Source organism: Streptomyces sp. NPDC056503, from assembly GCF_042794995.1.
Classification (GTDB): Bacteria; Actinomycetota; Actinomycetes; order Streptomycetales; family Streptomycetaceae; genus Streptomyces.
The window spans coordinates 41,940-55,373 of sequence record NZ_JBHTST010000008.1 but is presented as its reverse complement, the minus strand read 5'-3'; the positions used below and the strand labels follow the sequence as shown (position 1 = coordinate 55,373).

Here is a 13,434-nt window from a genome sequence, read left to right as displayed (position 1 = left end):
GCCCGATCGTCGAACTGTTCGCCTATTCGACCGCTTCGAAGCGCCAGCGATGGACCGGCCGGGTGATCAGCCCGGCGTCCGGCTCCGGCAGCTCGGGCAGCTCGGCGTCGAGCGTCTCCGCCTCCCACCAGGTGAGGACGAGGACCCGGTCCTGGGGGGCGCGGAAGACCTCCCGGCGGAGCGGCTCGCGCGCCAGGATCCGCGTCCGGGCCCACTCCAGGAGCTCGGGGCCCCGGCCCTGCACGGCCCGGGCCTCCCACATGAGCGTGACCCTCACGAGTACAGGTTCTCCTTGCTGACCTCGTGCACGTGGTCGTGATCGTGGGCGTGGGCGCCCGGCACGTGCGGGTCCGTCACCGGCAGCGAGGAGTCCGCCGACAGCTCCAGGTCGGAGGCGGCCCGGTTGCGGGCGACCATCTCCGCGCCGAGCGCGGCGACCATCGCGCCGTTGTCGGTGCACAGCCCCGGCCGGGGCACCCGGAGCCGGATCCCGGCCCGCTCGCAGCGCTCCTGGGCGAGGGCCCGGAGCCGCGAGTTCGCGGCGACGCCGCCGCCGATCATCAGGTGGTCGACGCCCTCGTCCTTGCAGGCACGGACCGCCTTGCGGGTGAGGACGTCGACGACGGCCTCCTGGAAAGAGGCGGCCACGTCCCGCACCGGCACCTCCTCGCCGGCCGCCCGCTTCGCCTCGATCCAGCGGGCCACGGCGGTCTTGAGACCGGAGAAGGAGAAGTCGTACGCGGGGTCCCTGGAGCCCGACAGGCCGCGCGGGAACGCGATGGCGGCCGGGTCGCCCTCCTTGGCGAGCCGGTCGATGACCGGACCGCCGGGGAAGCCCAGGTCGAGGACGCGGGCGATCTTGTCGAAGGCCTCGCCGGCCGCGTCGTCGATCGTCGCGCCCATCGGCCGCACGTCGGAGGTGATGTCGGCGGAGAGCAGCAGCGAGGAGTGGCCGCCGGAGACGAGCAGCGCCATCGTCGGCTCGGGCAGCTTGCCGTGCTCCAGCTGGTCGACGCAGATGTGCGAGGCCAGGTGGTTGACGCCGTAGAGCGGCTTGCCGAGCGCGTAGGCGTAGGCCTTGGCGGCGGAGACGCCGACGAGCAGGGCGCCCGCGAGACCGGGGCCCGCGGTGACCGCGATGCCGTCGAGGTCCTTGGCGGAGACGCCGGCGGTCTTCAGGGCCCGCTCGATCGTCGGGACCATCGCCTCCAGGTGGGCCCGGGAGGCGATCTCGGGCACGACGCCGCCGAAGCGGGCGTGGGTGTCGACGCTGGAGGCCACGGCGTCGGCGAGGAGGGTGGTGCCGTGGACGATGCCGACGCCGGTCTCGTCGCAGGAGGTCTCGATGCCGAGCACGAGGGGTTCGTCAGCAGCCATCAGATATCGGTCCCAGTTCCTTGAACAGTCAGTCGCATCACGAGCGCGTCGACGTTTCCCGGCTGGTAGTAGCCGCGCCGGAAGCCGATGGGCTCGAAGCCGAAGCGCTCGTACAGCTTCTGCGCCCGGGTGTTGTCCACGCGCACTTCGAGCAGGACCTCGTCGCACTCGAAGGCGGTGGCGTGCTGGAGGAGGTCGGTGAGGAGCCGGGCGCCGAGCCCGGTGCCCCACTGCTCGCGGGCGACGGCGATGGTCTGTACGTCCCCGAGGCCGCCGGCCGCCGCCAGGCCCGCGTACCCGGCGAGGCGCGGGGTGCCGTCCGGGGAGGTCTCCTCGGCGACGACGTACCGCCGGGTGGCCCGGGGCCCGCGCGCGTGCGCCAGCTCGGACCAGAACATCCCCTCCGACCAGGCGTCCTCCGGGAAGAGCTCCGTCTCCAGGGCGAGCACCTCCGGCAGGTCCCACCAGCGCATCTCGCGCAGCACGGCCCCGCCGGTCACCGTGTCCTGCCCGGTCACCGCTGCCCCGCTCACTGGGGGGTGACCACCTTGTAGTTCTTCGGCACCTGCGCGTCGGGCCGCCGCAGGTACATCGGCGCCGGGTCGAGGAAGCCCTCGCCGCCGGCCGCGATCCGCTCCGCCGCGAGGGCGGCGAGCGCGCCGGCGGACTGGTGCTCGGGGCCCCGGGCGTCGGGGAAGGCGTCCGGGTAGAGCAGGGCGCCCGCGCCGACCACCGGCAGGCCGGCGAGCCGCTCGGCGATGTCGGCGGGCCGGTCGACGGAGGCGTCGGTGACCCGGGTGCGGGCGTCGTCGTACCGCGCCCAGTAGACCTCCTTGCGGCGGGCGTCGGTCGCCACCGCGAAGGGGCCCTCGACGCCGGAGGTGTACGCGAGGCCGTCGAGGGTGCACAGGCCGTGCACCGGCACTCCGCCGAGGGCGGAGGAGAAGGCGGCGGCCGTGACGAGCCCCACCCGCAGTCCGGTGTACGGGCCGGGGCCGACCCCGACCACGATCCCGGTCACCGCGTCGAGCGCGGCCCCGGCCTCCTTGAGCACCCGGTCGACAGCGGGGAGCAACAGCTCCCCGTGGCGGCGGGCGTCGACTCGGGTCGACTCGGCGACGACGGCCGTGCCGTCGTGCAGGGCGACGGTGACGGCGGGGGTGGCGGTATCCATGGCGAGCAACAGCACGCGAACAGCCTACGGCGCCATGGGCGGGCGATGCGGCGCGCGGCCGCCCGGGGGCCCGGCTGCTACCGTCAGGCGCGACAGCTCGTCAGGCTCGGCACGTACGTACGAAGAGGTGGAGACGGTGGCAAGGAGCAGCTCGGGATTCGTGGCCGGGCTCACCGCGGCGGCCGTCGCCGCGGTCGCCTTCCTCGCCTACCAGGCGTCGGCGAGCGTGCCCGCGGACCTCGCGGAGCCCTCGCGGACCCCCGGCTCGGTCGCCCCGTCGGCCTCGGCGTCGGCCGGGGCGAAGAAGCCGGCGAAGAACCCGCTGACGGTGCCGGGGGCCTCGGGCACGGGCGAGCGCGTGGTGTACGCGCTGAAGGACCGCCGGGTGTGGCTGGTCGACGAGAAGAACAAGGCCGTCCGTACGTTCACGGTGGCGCCGAGCTCGGTGAGCCCGGAGCCGGGGGCGTACGCGGTGACCTCGCGGTCCGGTTCGGTGCGCGGCTCCGACGGGGTGCAGATCGAGCACGTGGTCCGCTTCGCGACGGTCCAGGACGTGACGGTCGGCTTCAGCGCCGCGGTGGACGGCTCGATGCCCGCGCCCGACCCGTCGAGGAAGACCGGCGGCATCCGGATGAAGCGGGCGGACGGCGACGCGATGTGGACCTTCGCGTCGATCGGCGCGAAGGTCGTCGTCGTCTCCTGACGCCCGCCCCACCCGTACGGATTACGCGGCCTCGTCCCTGAGGTCCGGTTCCGGCTGCTCCGCCGCGGGCGCGAGCTCGCGTCCCGGCGGCGTCGAGACGGCGGTGGCCGCGGCGCAGGAGGCCAGCAGCTCGCTCATCGAGACGCGCTCCTCGGCGGTGCGGTCGTCGCGCTCCGGCATCTGCGTCGCCATGCATGCCTCCCGTAGGTTAGGTTCACCTAACCAGCTCGTGCATCCATGTCACCACGGCACGCGGCGGCGGCGCAACATTTTCCCGACATGCTGTCGGAACCTACGTATCCCTCACAGCGAGCCGAGGTCCTCCCCGGTCCATCGCCCGCCGATCCCGCGCAGCACGACCGTGCGCCGGTCGTCGTCGGTGTCGCCGGTGACGCGGTGGATGAGGACGTGCAGCCGGTCGTCGGTCAGCTCCTCGACCTTGCCGTCGCCCCACTCCACGACCACCACGGACTCGGGCAGCGAGACGTCGAGGTCCAGGTCCTCCATCTCGTCGAGCCCGCCGCCGAGCCGGTAGGCGTCCACGTGGACCAGGGCCGGGCCGCCGACGAGCGAGGGGTGGACGCGGGCGATGACGAAGGTCGGCGAGGTGACCGCGCCGCGCACGCCCAGGCCCTCGCCGAGGCCGCGGGTCATCGTGGTCTTCCCGGCGCCCAGCTCGCCGGTGAGCATGACGAGGTCGCCGGGGCGGAGGAGTTTCGCGAGCCGGCGGCCGAGCTCCTGCATGCGCTCGGGGGAGTCGACGGAGACGGTGGCGCCGGAGACGGGCGGGTGCGGTGCTTCCATGCCCGCCAACCTATCCGTTGTCCGGGTCCTCCCCGGAGTCCGACGGGACCGCCCCGGCCCGCGCCAGGAGGCGGACGAGCGCGCCGGTGACGGCGGCGGGCCGCTCCAGCATCACCAGGTGGCCGGCGTCGGGGACGACGACGGCTTCGGCGCCGGGCAGCTCGGCGGCGATGGCCTCGGTGTGCGAGGCGGGGGTGACGAGGTCCCGGTCGCCGGCGAGGGCCAGCGCCGGCAGCCCGCGGAAGACGGCGAGTGCCTCCCGTTTGTCGTGCTCGCCGAAGGCCGGGTAGAACGAGGCGACCACGTCGACGGGGGTCGACTCGATCATCCGCTCGGCGAAGCGCACGACGGCCGGATCGACGTCCCCGGAGGCGAAGGAGTACTTCTTCACCAGCCCGGCGAAGAGGTCGGCGGTGGCCCGCCGCCCCTTCTCGACCAGCTCCGTCTGCGAGCCGAGCGCCCGCAGCACCCCGGGCAGGACCTTGCGGACCGCGTTGACGCCGGCGAGCGGCAGCCCGTACGAGACCTCCTCCAGCCGTCCCGAGGAGGTGCCGACGAGGGCGATGCCGACGACCCGGTCCCGGACCAGCTCCGGATACCGCTCGGCGAGCGCCATCACCGTCATCCCGCCCATCGAGTGCCCGACGAGCACGAGCGGCCCCTCGGGCGCGGCGGCGTCGATGACGGCCTTGAGGTCACGGCCGAGCAGGTCGATGGTGACCGGCCCGTCCTCGCCGCGCCCCGAACGGCCGTGCCCCCGCTGGTCCCAGAAGACGGTGCGGACCCGGCCGCGCAGCGCGGCCCGCTGGTAGTGCCAGGAGTCCTGGTTCAGGCAGAAGCCGTGCGAGAAGACGACGGTGACGGCCCCGGGGCCCCCGGTGGTCCCGTCCGTCTCACCCGCCTCGTCCGTCTCGTCCGTCTCGTACGCGAGGGTCGTGCCGTCGTCGGCGAGCGCCCGGTCCGGCGTGCCGCGCAGGGCGCCGTACGGGCCGGTGGCGTCCAGGGCGAGCCGGGCCTTCCGGCGTACCGAGCGGCTCACGGTCAGCCGCTCCACGGCCACGCCCGCCGCCGCGCCCGCCGCGAGCACGCCCAGCGCGGCCCCGGCCAGGCCGGCGCGCCGCCAGCCGCCCCCGGTCCCCTCCCCCACGGCCGGCTACTCCCCCACGTAGACGCGCGGCACCCGCGCGCCGATCCGGGTGACGATCTCGTACGCGATGGTGTCGGCGGCCTCCGCCCAGTCCTGGGCCGTCGGCTCGCCGTGCTCGCCGGAACCGAAGAGGACGGCCTCGGTGCCGGGCGCGGGCCGGTCGCCGCCGAGGTCGACCACGAACTGGTCCATGGCGACCCGCCCGGCGACCGTGCGGATCTTGCCGTCGACGAGGACCGGCCCCCTGCCCGAGGCGTGCCGGGGGACGCCGTCGGCGTAGCCCACCGGGACCAGGCCGAGGGTGGTCTCGCCGCCGGTGACGTAGTGGTGCCCGTAGGAGACGCCGTGGCCGGCCGGGACCTCCTTCACCAGGGCGACGCTCGCCTTCAGCGACATCACCGGGCGCAGGCCCAGCTCGGCGGAGGTGCCCAGCTCGGGCGCGGGCGAGACGCCGTACATCGCGATGCCGGGCCGGACCAGGTCGAAGTGGGTCTCGGGCAGGGTGAGGGTGGCCGGCGAGTTGGCGAGGTGCCGGACCTCGGGCTCGATCCCCGCCTTCTCCGCGTAGTCGAGCATCGAGCGGAAGACGTCGAGCTGGGCGGCGATGGAGGGGTGGCCCGGTTCGTCCGCGCAGGCGAGGTGCGACCAGAGGCCGGTGACCTTGACCAGCCCCTCCTTCTCGGCCTTCAGGGCCTCGGCGACGAGCGCCGGCCAGTCGGCGGGCTGGCAGCCGTTGCGGCCGAGGCCGGTGTCGGCCTTGAGCTGGACGCGGGCCGTGCCGCCGGTGCGGCGGGCGGCGGCGGTGACCTCGTCGAGGGCCCACCGGCCGCTCACCGCCATGTCGAGCCCGGCCTCGATGCCGGCGTCCCACGGGTCGCCGGGCGTCCACAGCCAGCACAGCACCGGGACGCCGGTGATCCCGGCGGCACGCAGCGCCAGCGCCTCCTGCGGGGTGGCCGTGCCGAGCCACTCCGCGCCCGCGTCGAGGGCGGCGCGGGCGCAGCGCACGGCGCCGTGTCCGTACGCGTCGGCCTTGACCACGGCCATGACCCGGACGTGGGGGGCGACGCGGGCGCGCAGCGCGCGGACGTTGGCGCGCAGCGCCCCGAGGTCGATCTCGGCGCGGGCTCGGCGGGGCGGGAGTGCTGTCTCAGTCATCGCGCCCAGTCTCTCAGGTGGTCACCGCCCCGGCCGCTTGCCCCAGATGTAGACCCGGTCACCCTTGCGGAGGACGGACCACAGCCTCTCCGCGTTCCGGTAGCTCAGGTTCACGCAGCCCCGGCTTCCGGTGGGGGTGGCGATGGCCCCGTAGACGCCGTGGAAGGCCTGGCCGCCGTCGAAGAACTGGGAGAACGGCATCGGCGTGTCGTAGATGGTCGACCAGTGGTCCTTGTGGCGCCAGTAGACGGAGTGCCAGCCGGTGCGGGTGCGGTAGCCGGCCCGGCCGCTGCGGACGTTGACCACGGCGTACGTGATCTTCTTCCCCTTCTGCACCCACATCAGCTCGCGGTCCAGGTCGACGCAGGCGACCGGGTAGGAGCGGACGGGGCACTTCCGGGCGGCGTTGGGGTTCTTGCGGGCGGCGAGGAGTTCGGCGCGGGCCCAGGTGACGGGGCCGGCGTAGCCGCTGGCCGGCTTGATCTTCTGCTGGGTCTGGAAGGCGCGGATGGCCCTGCAGTCGGCGGCGGACTGCTTCCCGTCGGCCTTCAGCCCCAGCAGCCGCTCGACCCGCCGCTGGTACGTCCCCGTCCGGGAGGTGCAGGCGGCCTTGGTGGCGTTGCGCGGGAGGTACTCGACGAGTTCGTCGACCTCCTCCTCCGGTTCGGGGACGGGGATGTCGCCGTCGGGGGCGACCGGCGGCAGGACCTGGTCGAGGGTGTCCATCGGGTACTCGGGGCGGCCGGCACCGGCGATCCCGGGGACGAGGACCTCGGACTCGGGTTCCTCCGCGGACGAGGACGCGGGGGCGGCGGCGGCCAGCAGGGCGGCGGCGAGCAGCGGCGGCAGGATGCGGTTTCTCCATCGGATCACCCGCCCATCCGACCCGTCCGGGACCGGCCCGGCACGCGCTGACCCCCGCCCGGAGCAACGGGGTTGGGCCGACCGGCGGCGCGCCGGGGTCAGGGTTCCCGCACGTCCCGCCAGGCGGCCGGGAGCGCCCCGGCCACCTCCGTCGCGGTGATCGGGCCGCTGCCGCCCGCCGCCCGGCGGGCGGCGAGTCCGTGCAGGTAGGCGGCGCAGGAGGCGGCGTCGACGGCGTCGAGACCGGCGGCGAGGAGGGAGCCGGCCAGACCGGAGAGGACGTCGCCGGAGCCGGCGGTGGCGAGCCAGGGGGTGCCGGTCGGGTTGACCCGGACCGGGCCGGTGCCGCCGGGCCCGCAGACCAGGGTGGTGGAGCCCTTCAGGAGGACGGTGGCGCCGTAGCGGGCGGCGAGTTCGCGGACCGCGGCGAGCCGCCGGGCCTCCACGTCCGCCCGGTCGGTGCCGAGCAGGGCCGCCGCCTCGCCGGCGTGCGGGGTGAGCAGGGTGGGCGCGGACCGCTCCCGTACGGCGTCGGGGTCGAGGGCGCGCAGTCCGTCGGCGTCGACGAGGACGGGCACCCCGGAGGCGAGGGCCCCGGCGACGGCGACCCCGGTGCCGGGCCCGTCGCCGAGGCCGGGGCCGACGACCCAGGCCTGGACGCGGCCGGCCTTGTCCGGCGGCCCCGCGTGCACCAGGGTCTCCGGGTGGGCGGCGATCACCGCCTCGCGCGCGGGGCCCACGTACCGCACGGCCCCGGCGCCGCCGCGCAGGGCGCCCGCGACGGCGAGGACGGCGGCGCCGGGGTAGCGGGCGGAGCCGGCGACGACACCGAGGACGCCCCGCCGGTACTTGTCGCTCTCCGCGCCGGGTTCGGGCAGCATCCGGGCCACGTCCCGGTGCTGGAGCGCCTCGGCGTCGGGCACGGACGGGAGGGTGGCGGCGAGGCCGATGTCCACCAGCCGCAGCGCGCCCGCGTACTCCCGCGCCGGGTCGACGAGCAGCCCGGGCTTGTACGTGCCGAAGGTGACGGTCGCGTCGGCGCGCAGGGCCTCCCCGGCGACCTCGCCGGTGTCGGCGTCGACGCCGCTGGGCAGGTCGACGGCGACGACGACCGCGTCGGAGCCGCGGGCGGCACGGGCGACGGGCACGGCGTCGGGGCGCAGTCCGCCGAGCCCGCCGATGCCGGTGATGCCGTCGAGGACCAGGTCGGCGGCGGCCAGCGCCTCGTACGGGTCCTCGGTGACCCGGCCGCCGGCCGCCCGGAGCGCGGCGAGTCCGGCGCCGTGGGCGCGGGCGCCGAGCAGCACGGCGGTGACCCCGGCGCCGCGCCGGGCGAGCCGGGCGCCGGCGTAGAGGGCGTCGCCGCCGTTGTCGCCGCTGCCGACGAGGAGGACGACCCGGGACCCGTACACCCGTCCCCCGCCCAGCAGCGAGCAGCAGGCGGCGGCGAGTCCGGCGGCGGCCCGCTGCATCAGCGCGCCCTCGGGCAGCCGCGCCATCAGCTCGGCCTCGGCGGCCCGGACGGTCTCCACGTGGTGAGCGGTACGCATGGGCAGCAGTCTGCCCCAGGAACGGGGACCCCGCCCGGAGGGCCGGGCGCGCCGCCTCCCAAGCTCCGTCCGGAAGGCGCGGGTTGACGCCCCCTCACCCTCCAACTTAGGTTTGCCTTACCTAACCAACCCTGCCTCGGAAGGCCGGCTTCGCCATGCGCACCCGCACCCGTACCGCCCTCACCTCCGCCCTCGCCCTCGCCTCCGCGAGCGCCCTCACCCTCGGTCTCGCCTCCTCGGCCTCCGCCGCGACCGCCGGCCGCACCGTGACCGACGGCACCCGCTCCTACACCCTCTCCCTCACCGCCCCCGGCACCGCCGCGGCGACCGGCGCCAACGTCACGGTCACCGGCTCCGGCTACAACCCCGACCAGGGCGTCTACGTCGGCCTCTGCGCCATACCCGCGGGGGTGAACACGGCCGACCCGGCCACCTGGAACAGCAAGCCCACCCCCTGCCTCGGCGGCCAGGACGAGACCGGCACCACCGGCGCCTCCCACTGGGTGAACAGCGACTGGTACTGGATGTCCCCGTCCAACTCCTCCCCCTTCACCGAGGCCGGCGGCCTCGGCTCCTTCTCCGTCCAGATCCACGTCAAGGCGCAGCTCTCCTCCACCGTCACCTGCGGCCAGTCGGGCGTGACCTGCGCGATCGTCACCCGCGCCGACCACTTCGACAGCTCCGACCGCAAGTACGACGTCTACGTCCCGGTGACCTTCCAGTGAGAACGGCCCTTCTGACGGCCGCCGCCGCGCTCGCCCTCACGGGCACGGCGGCGGCCGCCCCCGCCCCCACGGGGCCCCGCCACGAGACGCTCCGCACGATCACCCCGCCGACCGGCGCCGCCCTCGACGCCGAGGTCGACCCGGCCGCCGACCGCCTCTACGTGAGCAGCAGCGACGGCACCGCGCACCACCTCACCGTGTACGACACGGCCACCGGCGCGCCCGTCGGCGACCCGGTGCCGCTGCCCGCCCCGGCGACCGTCCTCGCGCTCGGCCCCGGCGGCGTCCTCCACCTCGGGCTCTCCACCCGGATCGCCGCCTACGACCCGGCGACCCGCACCCTCACCGACGACCGCATCCCGGTCGGCGGCAGCGTCACCCTCCTCGCCGCCGACCCCTCCCAGGGCCGGCTGTACGTCGGCGACCAGGCCGCGAAATCGGTGACGGTCTACTCCACGGCCACCGGCGCGGCCGTCGGCGACCCGGTCGTCCTCCCCTTCCACCCGGCCGGACTCGCCGTGGACACCACCCACCACACCGGTTACGCCACCTACGTCGGCGGCGCCGTGGAGAACGGCACGGTCGTCTACAAGAACGTGCTCAACGCCGTCGACGGCACCACCGGCCGCCTCACCGGCACCATCGGCCTCGGCACCACCGCCCTCGGCTCCATGGGCGTCACCGTCGACCCGACCACCCGCACCGGCTACGTCGCCAACCTGGCGGCCGGCACGGTCTCGGTCGTCGACCTGGCGGCGGAACGCGTCACCGGCACGCTCCCGGTCCCCGGCAACCCGAAAGCCCTGGCGTACGACCCCGGCACCGCCACCCTCTACGCGGCACAGACCGGCACCTCGTCGGTCGCCGTCGTCACCCCGGCGGAGGCCGGGGTCACCGAGACCATCCCGACCGGCGAACGCCCGTCCGCCCTCGCCCTGGACGCCGAGGACCACACGCTCTACACCGTGGCGGGCGGCACGGTCGCCCAGACGGTACGCCGCCCCCCGCCCGAGCCCACCCCGACACCGACACCGACACCGACACCGACCCCTACGCCGACACCGACCGGCGAACCGACCGGGGAGCCCACGGGCGAACCGACCGGAGAACCCACGGGCGAGCCCACCGGACAACCGACCGAAGAGCCCACCGGCCCGCCCTCGCCCACCCCGACCGGCACGTCGGAACCGACCCCGGTCCCGACCGGCACCCCGACCGGCACGGACCCGACCGGGACCGCCTCCCCGACGGCGGCCCCGGAGCCGGACGAGGGCCCGGGGGGCGAGGGCTCCGTCCAGGGCGCCGGAACGGCCCCCTGGACCACCGGCTCGACCACGGGCACGGGTTCGACCACCGGCACGGCCAACGGCACGGGCTCGACCACCGGCACGGCCCTCGCCTCCACCGGCGGCGGCCGCACCCTCCCCCTCACCGTCGCGGCCGTCGCCTTCGCCGCCCTGGGCGGCACCGCGATCGCCCTGGCCAGGCGGCGCCGGCGCACCGAGGAGGGACCGACCCCCTAGCCGGGGCACCGACCCCGCGCGCGGCACTCGCATCCACCGCCGGCCCTGGCAGCCGCGCGCGGCACGGCGCGGGGCCCGGCACCGCCTCCCCGCGGCCGGGCCCCGCTCCCGTACCGCCCCGTGTCACCCCTCCGCGATCACCACCGCCGAGGCGACCCCGGCGTCATGGCTCAGCGAGAGGTGCCAGTGCCGCACGCCCAGTTCGGCCGCGCGGGCCGCGACCGTGCCGCTGACCCGCAGCCGGGGCCGGCCGGTGGACTCGACGTACACCTCGGCGTCCGTCCAGAGCAGGTTGCCCGGCGCGCCGAGCGCCTTGGCCACGGCCTCCTTCGCGGCGAAGCGCGCCGCGAGGGAGGCGGGTCCCCGGCGCTCGCCGCTCGGCAGGAGCAGCTCCTCCCGTACGAAGAGCCGCTCCAGCAGCGCCGGCGTCCGTTCCACCGACGCGGCGAACCGTTCGATCTCCGCCACGTCGATCCCCACCCCGATGATCATTTCTCTCCTCACTCCACCGTCACGGACTTGGCCAGGTTGCGCGGCTGGTCCACCTCGTTGCCCCGCGCGGTGGCCAGCTCGCAGGCGAAGACCTGGAGCGGCACCGTGGAGACGAGCGGCTGCAGCAGCGTGGGCGTGGCGGGGACGCGGACGAGGTGGTCGGCGAAGGGGACGACGGCCTCGTCGCCCTCCTCCGCGATCACGATCGTCCGGGCGCCGCGGGCCCGGATCTCCTGGATGTTGGAGACGATCTTGTCGTGGAGGACCGAGCGCCCCTTGGGCGAGGGCACCACGACGACGACCGGCAGGTCCTCCTCGACGAGGGCGATCGGCCCGTGCTTCAGCTCGCCGGCCGCGAAGCCCTCGGCGTGCATGTACGCCAGCTCCTTCAGCTTCAGCGCGCCTTCGAGGGCCACCGGGTAGCCGACGTGCCGGCCGAGGAAGAGGATCGTGTCCTTGTGGGCGAGGGAGCGGGCGAGGGCCCGTACCGGCTCCATGGTCTCCAGGACCCGCTCGACCTCCTCGCCGATCCGCGCCAGTTCGCGGACGACGGCGTGGATCTCGTCGCCCCACTTGGTCCCGCGCACCTGGCCCAGGTACAGGGCGAGGAGGTAGCAGGCGACGAGCTGCGTGAGGAAGGCCTTCGTCGAGGCGACGGCGACCTCGGGCCCGGCGTGCGTGTACAGCACGGCGTCGGACTCCCGGGGGATGGTCGACCCGTTGGTGTTGCAGACGGCGAGGACCTTGGCGCCCTGTTCGCGGGCGTGCCGCAGCGCCATCAGGGTGTCCATGGTCTCGCCGGACTGGGAGATCGCGATGACGAGCGTCCGCTGCCCGAGGATCGGGTCCCGGTACCGGAACTCGCTGGCCAGCTCGACCTCGCACGGGATCCGGGTCCAGTGCTCGATGGCGTACTTGGCGATGAGCCCGGCGTGGAAGGCGGTGCCGCAGGCGATGATGACGACCTTGTCGGCCTCGCGGAGCACGGCGTCGGGGATCCGCACCTCGTCGAGGGTGAGCCGCCCGTTCGCGTCGATCCGCCCGAGGAGGGTGTCGGCGACGGCCTTCGGCTGCTCGGCGATCTCCTTGAGCATGAAGTGGTCGTAGCCGCCCTTCTCGGCGGCGGAGGCGTCCCAGTCGACGTGGAAGGCGCGGACCTCGGCCGGAGCGCCGTCGAAGTCGGTGACGGTGACCCCGTCCCGGGTCAGCTCGACGACCTGGTCCTGCCCGAGCTCGATGGCGGACCGGGTGTGCGCGATGAAGGCGGACACGTCGGAGGCGAGGAAGTTCTCCCCCTCCCCCACCCCGACGACGAGCGGCGAGTTCCGCCGCGCGCCGACGACCGCCTCGGGCTGGTCGGCGTGGACGGCGACGAGCGTGAAGGCCCCGTCGAGCCGCCGGCACACCAGCCGCATCGCCTCGGCCAGGTCACCGACGGAGGAGAACTCCTCGGCCAGCAGATGGGCGACGACCTCGGTGTCGGTCTCGGAGAGCAGCTCGTGCCCCCGCTCGGCCAGCTCCTCGCGCAGGGCGGCGAAGTTCTCGATGATCCCGTTGTGCACGACGGCGACCCGCCCCGCGTTGTCGAGATGCGGGTGGGCGTTGGCGTCCGTCGGCCCGCCGTGGGTCGCCCACCGCGTGTGCCCGATCCCCACCGATCCCCCGGCCAGCGGCCGGTCGACCAGCTCCTTCTCCAGGTTGACGAGCTTCCCCGCCTTCTTGGCGGCGGCCAGCCCCCCGTCCGCCAGCACGGCGACCCCGGCCGAGTCGTACCCCCGGTACTCCAGCCTCTTCAGCCCCGCGACGACCACATCGAGCGCCGACTGCCCACCGACGTATCCCACGATTCCGCACATGACGGCAGCCTACGGCCGAACCCGGCCCCCGGCCGGTACCCCGCACGGAGTCGGAGCCGCG

The 13,434-nt window shown here is 75.1% G+C and carries 15 protein-coding genes; 3 read left to right on the top strand and 12 right to left on the bottom strand.

Annotation, left to right across the window (positions count from 1 at the left end):
• Positions 1 to 22: 22 nt before the first annotated feature.
• Genes ACFQ8C_RS04285 through tsaB form a run of 4 tightly spaced genes read right to left on the bottom strand, consistent with a single transcriptional unit; the run spans position 23 to position 2,566 of the window.
• The gene (locus ACFQ8C_RS04285) at positions 23 to 277 is read right to left on the bottom strand and encodes a hypothetical protein (protein ID WP_383452091.1); all 255 of its coding nucleotides are present in this window, start codon (positions 275 to 277) and stop codon (positions 23 to 25) included.
• A complete protein-coding gene (gene tsaD / locus ACFQ8C_RS04280; RefSeq protein ID WP_383452089.1) occupies positions 274 to 1,377 on the bottom strand; it encodes a tRNA (adenosine(37)-N6)-threonylcarbamoyltransferase complex transferase subunit TsaD in 1,104 nt (367 codons plus the stop codon). The genes ACFQ8C_RS04285 and tsaD overlap by 4 nt, the downstream gene beginning before the upstream one ends.
• Positions 1,377 to 1,850: a ribosomal protein S18-alanine N-acetyltransferase gene (gene rimI / locus ACFQ8C_RS04275; protein ID WP_383452174.1), complete on the bottom strand. Its 474-nt coding sequence runs from the start codon at positions 1,848 to 1,850 to the stop codon at positions 1,377 to 1,379. The genes tsaD and rimI overlap by 1 nt, the downstream gene beginning before the upstream one ends.
• A gap of 56 nt (positions 1,851 to 1,906) precedes the next feature.
• Entirely contained in the window at positions 1,907 to 2,566 is a 660-nt protein-coding gene (gene tsaB / locus ACFQ8C_RS04270) for a tRNA (adenosine(37)-N6)-threonylcarbamoyltransferase complex dimerization subunit type 1 TsaB (RefSeq protein WP_383452087.1), read from the bottom strand.
• Between the two features lie 145 nt (positions 2,567 to 2,711).
• Between tsaB and ACFQ8C_RS04265 the strand changes: the two genes are divergently transcribed.
• On the top strand, positions 2,712 to 3,254 hold the full coding sequence (locus ACFQ8C_RS04265; RefSeq protein WP_383452172.1) for a hypothetical protein: 543 nt from the start codon (positions 2,712 to 2,714) through the stop codon (positions 3,252 to 3,254).
• Positions 3,255 to 3,275: 21 nt separating this feature from the next.
• Here the strand turns inward: ACFQ8C_RS04265 and ACFQ8C_RS04260 are convergent, their stop codons facing one another.
• The 6 genes from ACFQ8C_RS04260 to ACFQ8C_RS04235 form a co-directional block, all read right to left on the bottom strand.
• The gene (locus ACFQ8C_RS04260; RefSeq protein ID WP_383452085.1) at positions 3,276 to 3,446 is read right to left on the bottom strand and encodes a hypothetical protein; all 171 of its coding nucleotides are present in this window, start codon (positions 3,444 to 3,446) and stop codon (positions 3,276 to 3,278) included.
• Between the two features lie 111 nt (positions 3,447 to 3,557).
• Positions 3,558 to 4,058: a tRNA (adenosine(37)-N6)-threonylcarbamoyltransferase complex ATPase subunit type 1 TsaE gene (tsaE, locus tag ACFQ8C_RS04255; RefSeq protein WP_383452083.1), complete on the bottom strand. Its 501-nt coding sequence runs from the start codon at positions 4,056 to 4,058 to the stop codon at positions 3,558 to 3,560.
• A 10-nt stretch (positions 4,059 to 4,068) separates the two neighbouring features.
• Positions 4,069 to 5,205, bottom strand: a complete 1,137-nt coding sequence (locus ACFQ8C_RS04250) for an alpha/beta fold hydrolase (RefSeq protein WP_383452081.1) — start codon at positions 5,203 to 5,205, stop codon at positions 4,069 to 4,071.
• A 6-nt stretch (positions 5,206 to 5,211) separates the two neighbouring features.
• Positions 5,212 to 6,363, bottom strand: coding sequence for an alanine racemase (gene alr / locus ACFQ8C_RS04245; protein ID WP_383452079.1), 1,152 nt, complete (start codon positions 6,361 to 6,363; stop codon positions 5,212 to 5,214).
• A gap of 21 nt (positions 6,364 to 6,384) precedes the next feature.
• Positions 6,385 to 7,236, bottom strand: coding sequence for a L,D-transpeptidase family protein (locus tag ACFQ8C_RS04240; protein ID WP_383452077.1), 852 nt, complete (start codon positions 7,234 to 7,236; stop codon positions 6,385 to 6,387).
• Positions 7,237 to 7,325: 89 nt separating this feature from the next.
• Positions 7,326 to 8,777 carry an NAD(P)H-hydrate dehydratase gene (locus tag ACFQ8C_RS04235; protein ID WP_383452075.1) on the bottom strand — a complete coding sequence of 484 codons (1,452 nt, stop codon included), beginning with the start codon at positions 8,775 to 8,777 and terminating at the stop codon, positions 7,326 to 7,328.
• A gap of 155 nt (positions 8,778 to 8,932) precedes the next feature.
• On the opposite strand from ACFQ8C_RS04235, the gene ACFQ8C_RS04230 reads away from it, so the two are divergent.
• On the top strand, positions 8,933 to 9,502 hold the full coding sequence (locus tag ACFQ8C_RS04230) for a hypothetical protein (RefSeq protein WP_383452073.1): 570 nt from the start codon (positions 8,933 to 8,935) through the stop codon (positions 9,500 to 9,502).
• The gene (locus tag ACFQ8C_RS04225) at positions 9,499 to 11,025 is read left to right on the top strand and encodes a YncE family protein (RefSeq protein ID WP_383452071.1); all 1,527 of its coding nucleotides are present in this window, start codon (positions 9,499 to 9,501) and stop codon (positions 11,023 to 11,025) included. Before ACFQ8C_RS04230 ends, ACFQ8C_RS04225 begins: the two co-directional genes overlap by 4 nt.
• A 123-nt stretch (positions 11,026 to 11,148) precedes the next feature.
• Here ACFQ8C_RS04225 and ACFQ8C_RS04220 read toward each other — a convergent pair whose 3' ends face one another.
• Both ACFQ8C_RS04220 and glmS read right to left on the bottom strand, forming a co-directional pair.
• Positions 11,149 to 11,517, bottom strand: a complete 369-nt coding sequence (locus ACFQ8C_RS04220; protein ID WP_383452069.1) for a holo-ACP synthase — start codon at positions 11,515 to 11,517, stop codon at positions 11,149 to 11,151.
• Positions 11,518 to 11,525: 8 nt separating this feature from the next.
• A complete protein-coding gene (gene glmS / locus ACFQ8C_RS04215; protein ID WP_383452067.1) occupies positions 11,526 to 13,373 on the bottom strand; it encodes a glutamine--fructose-6-phosphate transaminase (isomerizing) in 1,848 nt (615 codons plus the stop codon).
• Positions 13,374 to 13,434: the final 61 nt, after the last annotated feature.

Bases quoted from the DNA above. Each gene is read 5' to 3' on its own strand.
- tsaD (WP_383452089.1), bottom strand. From the start codon at position 1,377: ATGGCTGCTGACGAACCCCTCGTGCTCGGCATCGAGACCTCCTGCGAC.
- rimI (WP_383452174.1), bottom strand. From the start codon at position 1,850: ATGCGCTGGTGGGACCTGCCGGAGGTGCTCGCCCTGGAGACGGAGCTC.
- ACFQ8C_RS04260 (WP_383452085.1), bottom strand. From the start codon at position 3,446: ATGGCGACGCAGATGCCGGAGCGCGACGACCGCACCGCCGAGGAGCGC.
- tsaE (WP_383452083.1), bottom strand. From the start codon at position 4,058: ATGGAAGCACCGCACCCGCCCGTCTCCGGCGCCACCGTCTCCGTCGAC.
- alr (WP_383452079.1), bottom strand. From the start codon at position 6,363: ATGACTGAGACAGCACTCCCGCCCCGCCGAGCCCGCGCCGAGATCGAC.
- ACFQ8C_RS04235 (WP_383452075.1), bottom strand. From the start codon at position 8,777: ATGCGTACCGCTCACCACGTGGAGACCGTCCGGGCCGCCGAGGCCGAG.
- ACFQ8C_RS04230 (WP_383452073.1), top strand. From the start codon at position 8,933: ATGCGCACCCGCACCCGTACCGCCCTCACCTCCGCCCTCGCCCTCGCC.
- ACFQ8C_RS04220 (WP_383452069.1), bottom strand. From the start codon at position 11,517: ATGATCATCGGGGTGGGGATCGACGTGGCGGAGATCGAACGGTTCGCC.
- glmS (WP_383452067.1), bottom strand. From the start codon at position 13,373: ATGTGCGGAATCGTGGGATACGTCGGTGGGCAGTCGGCGCTCGATGTG.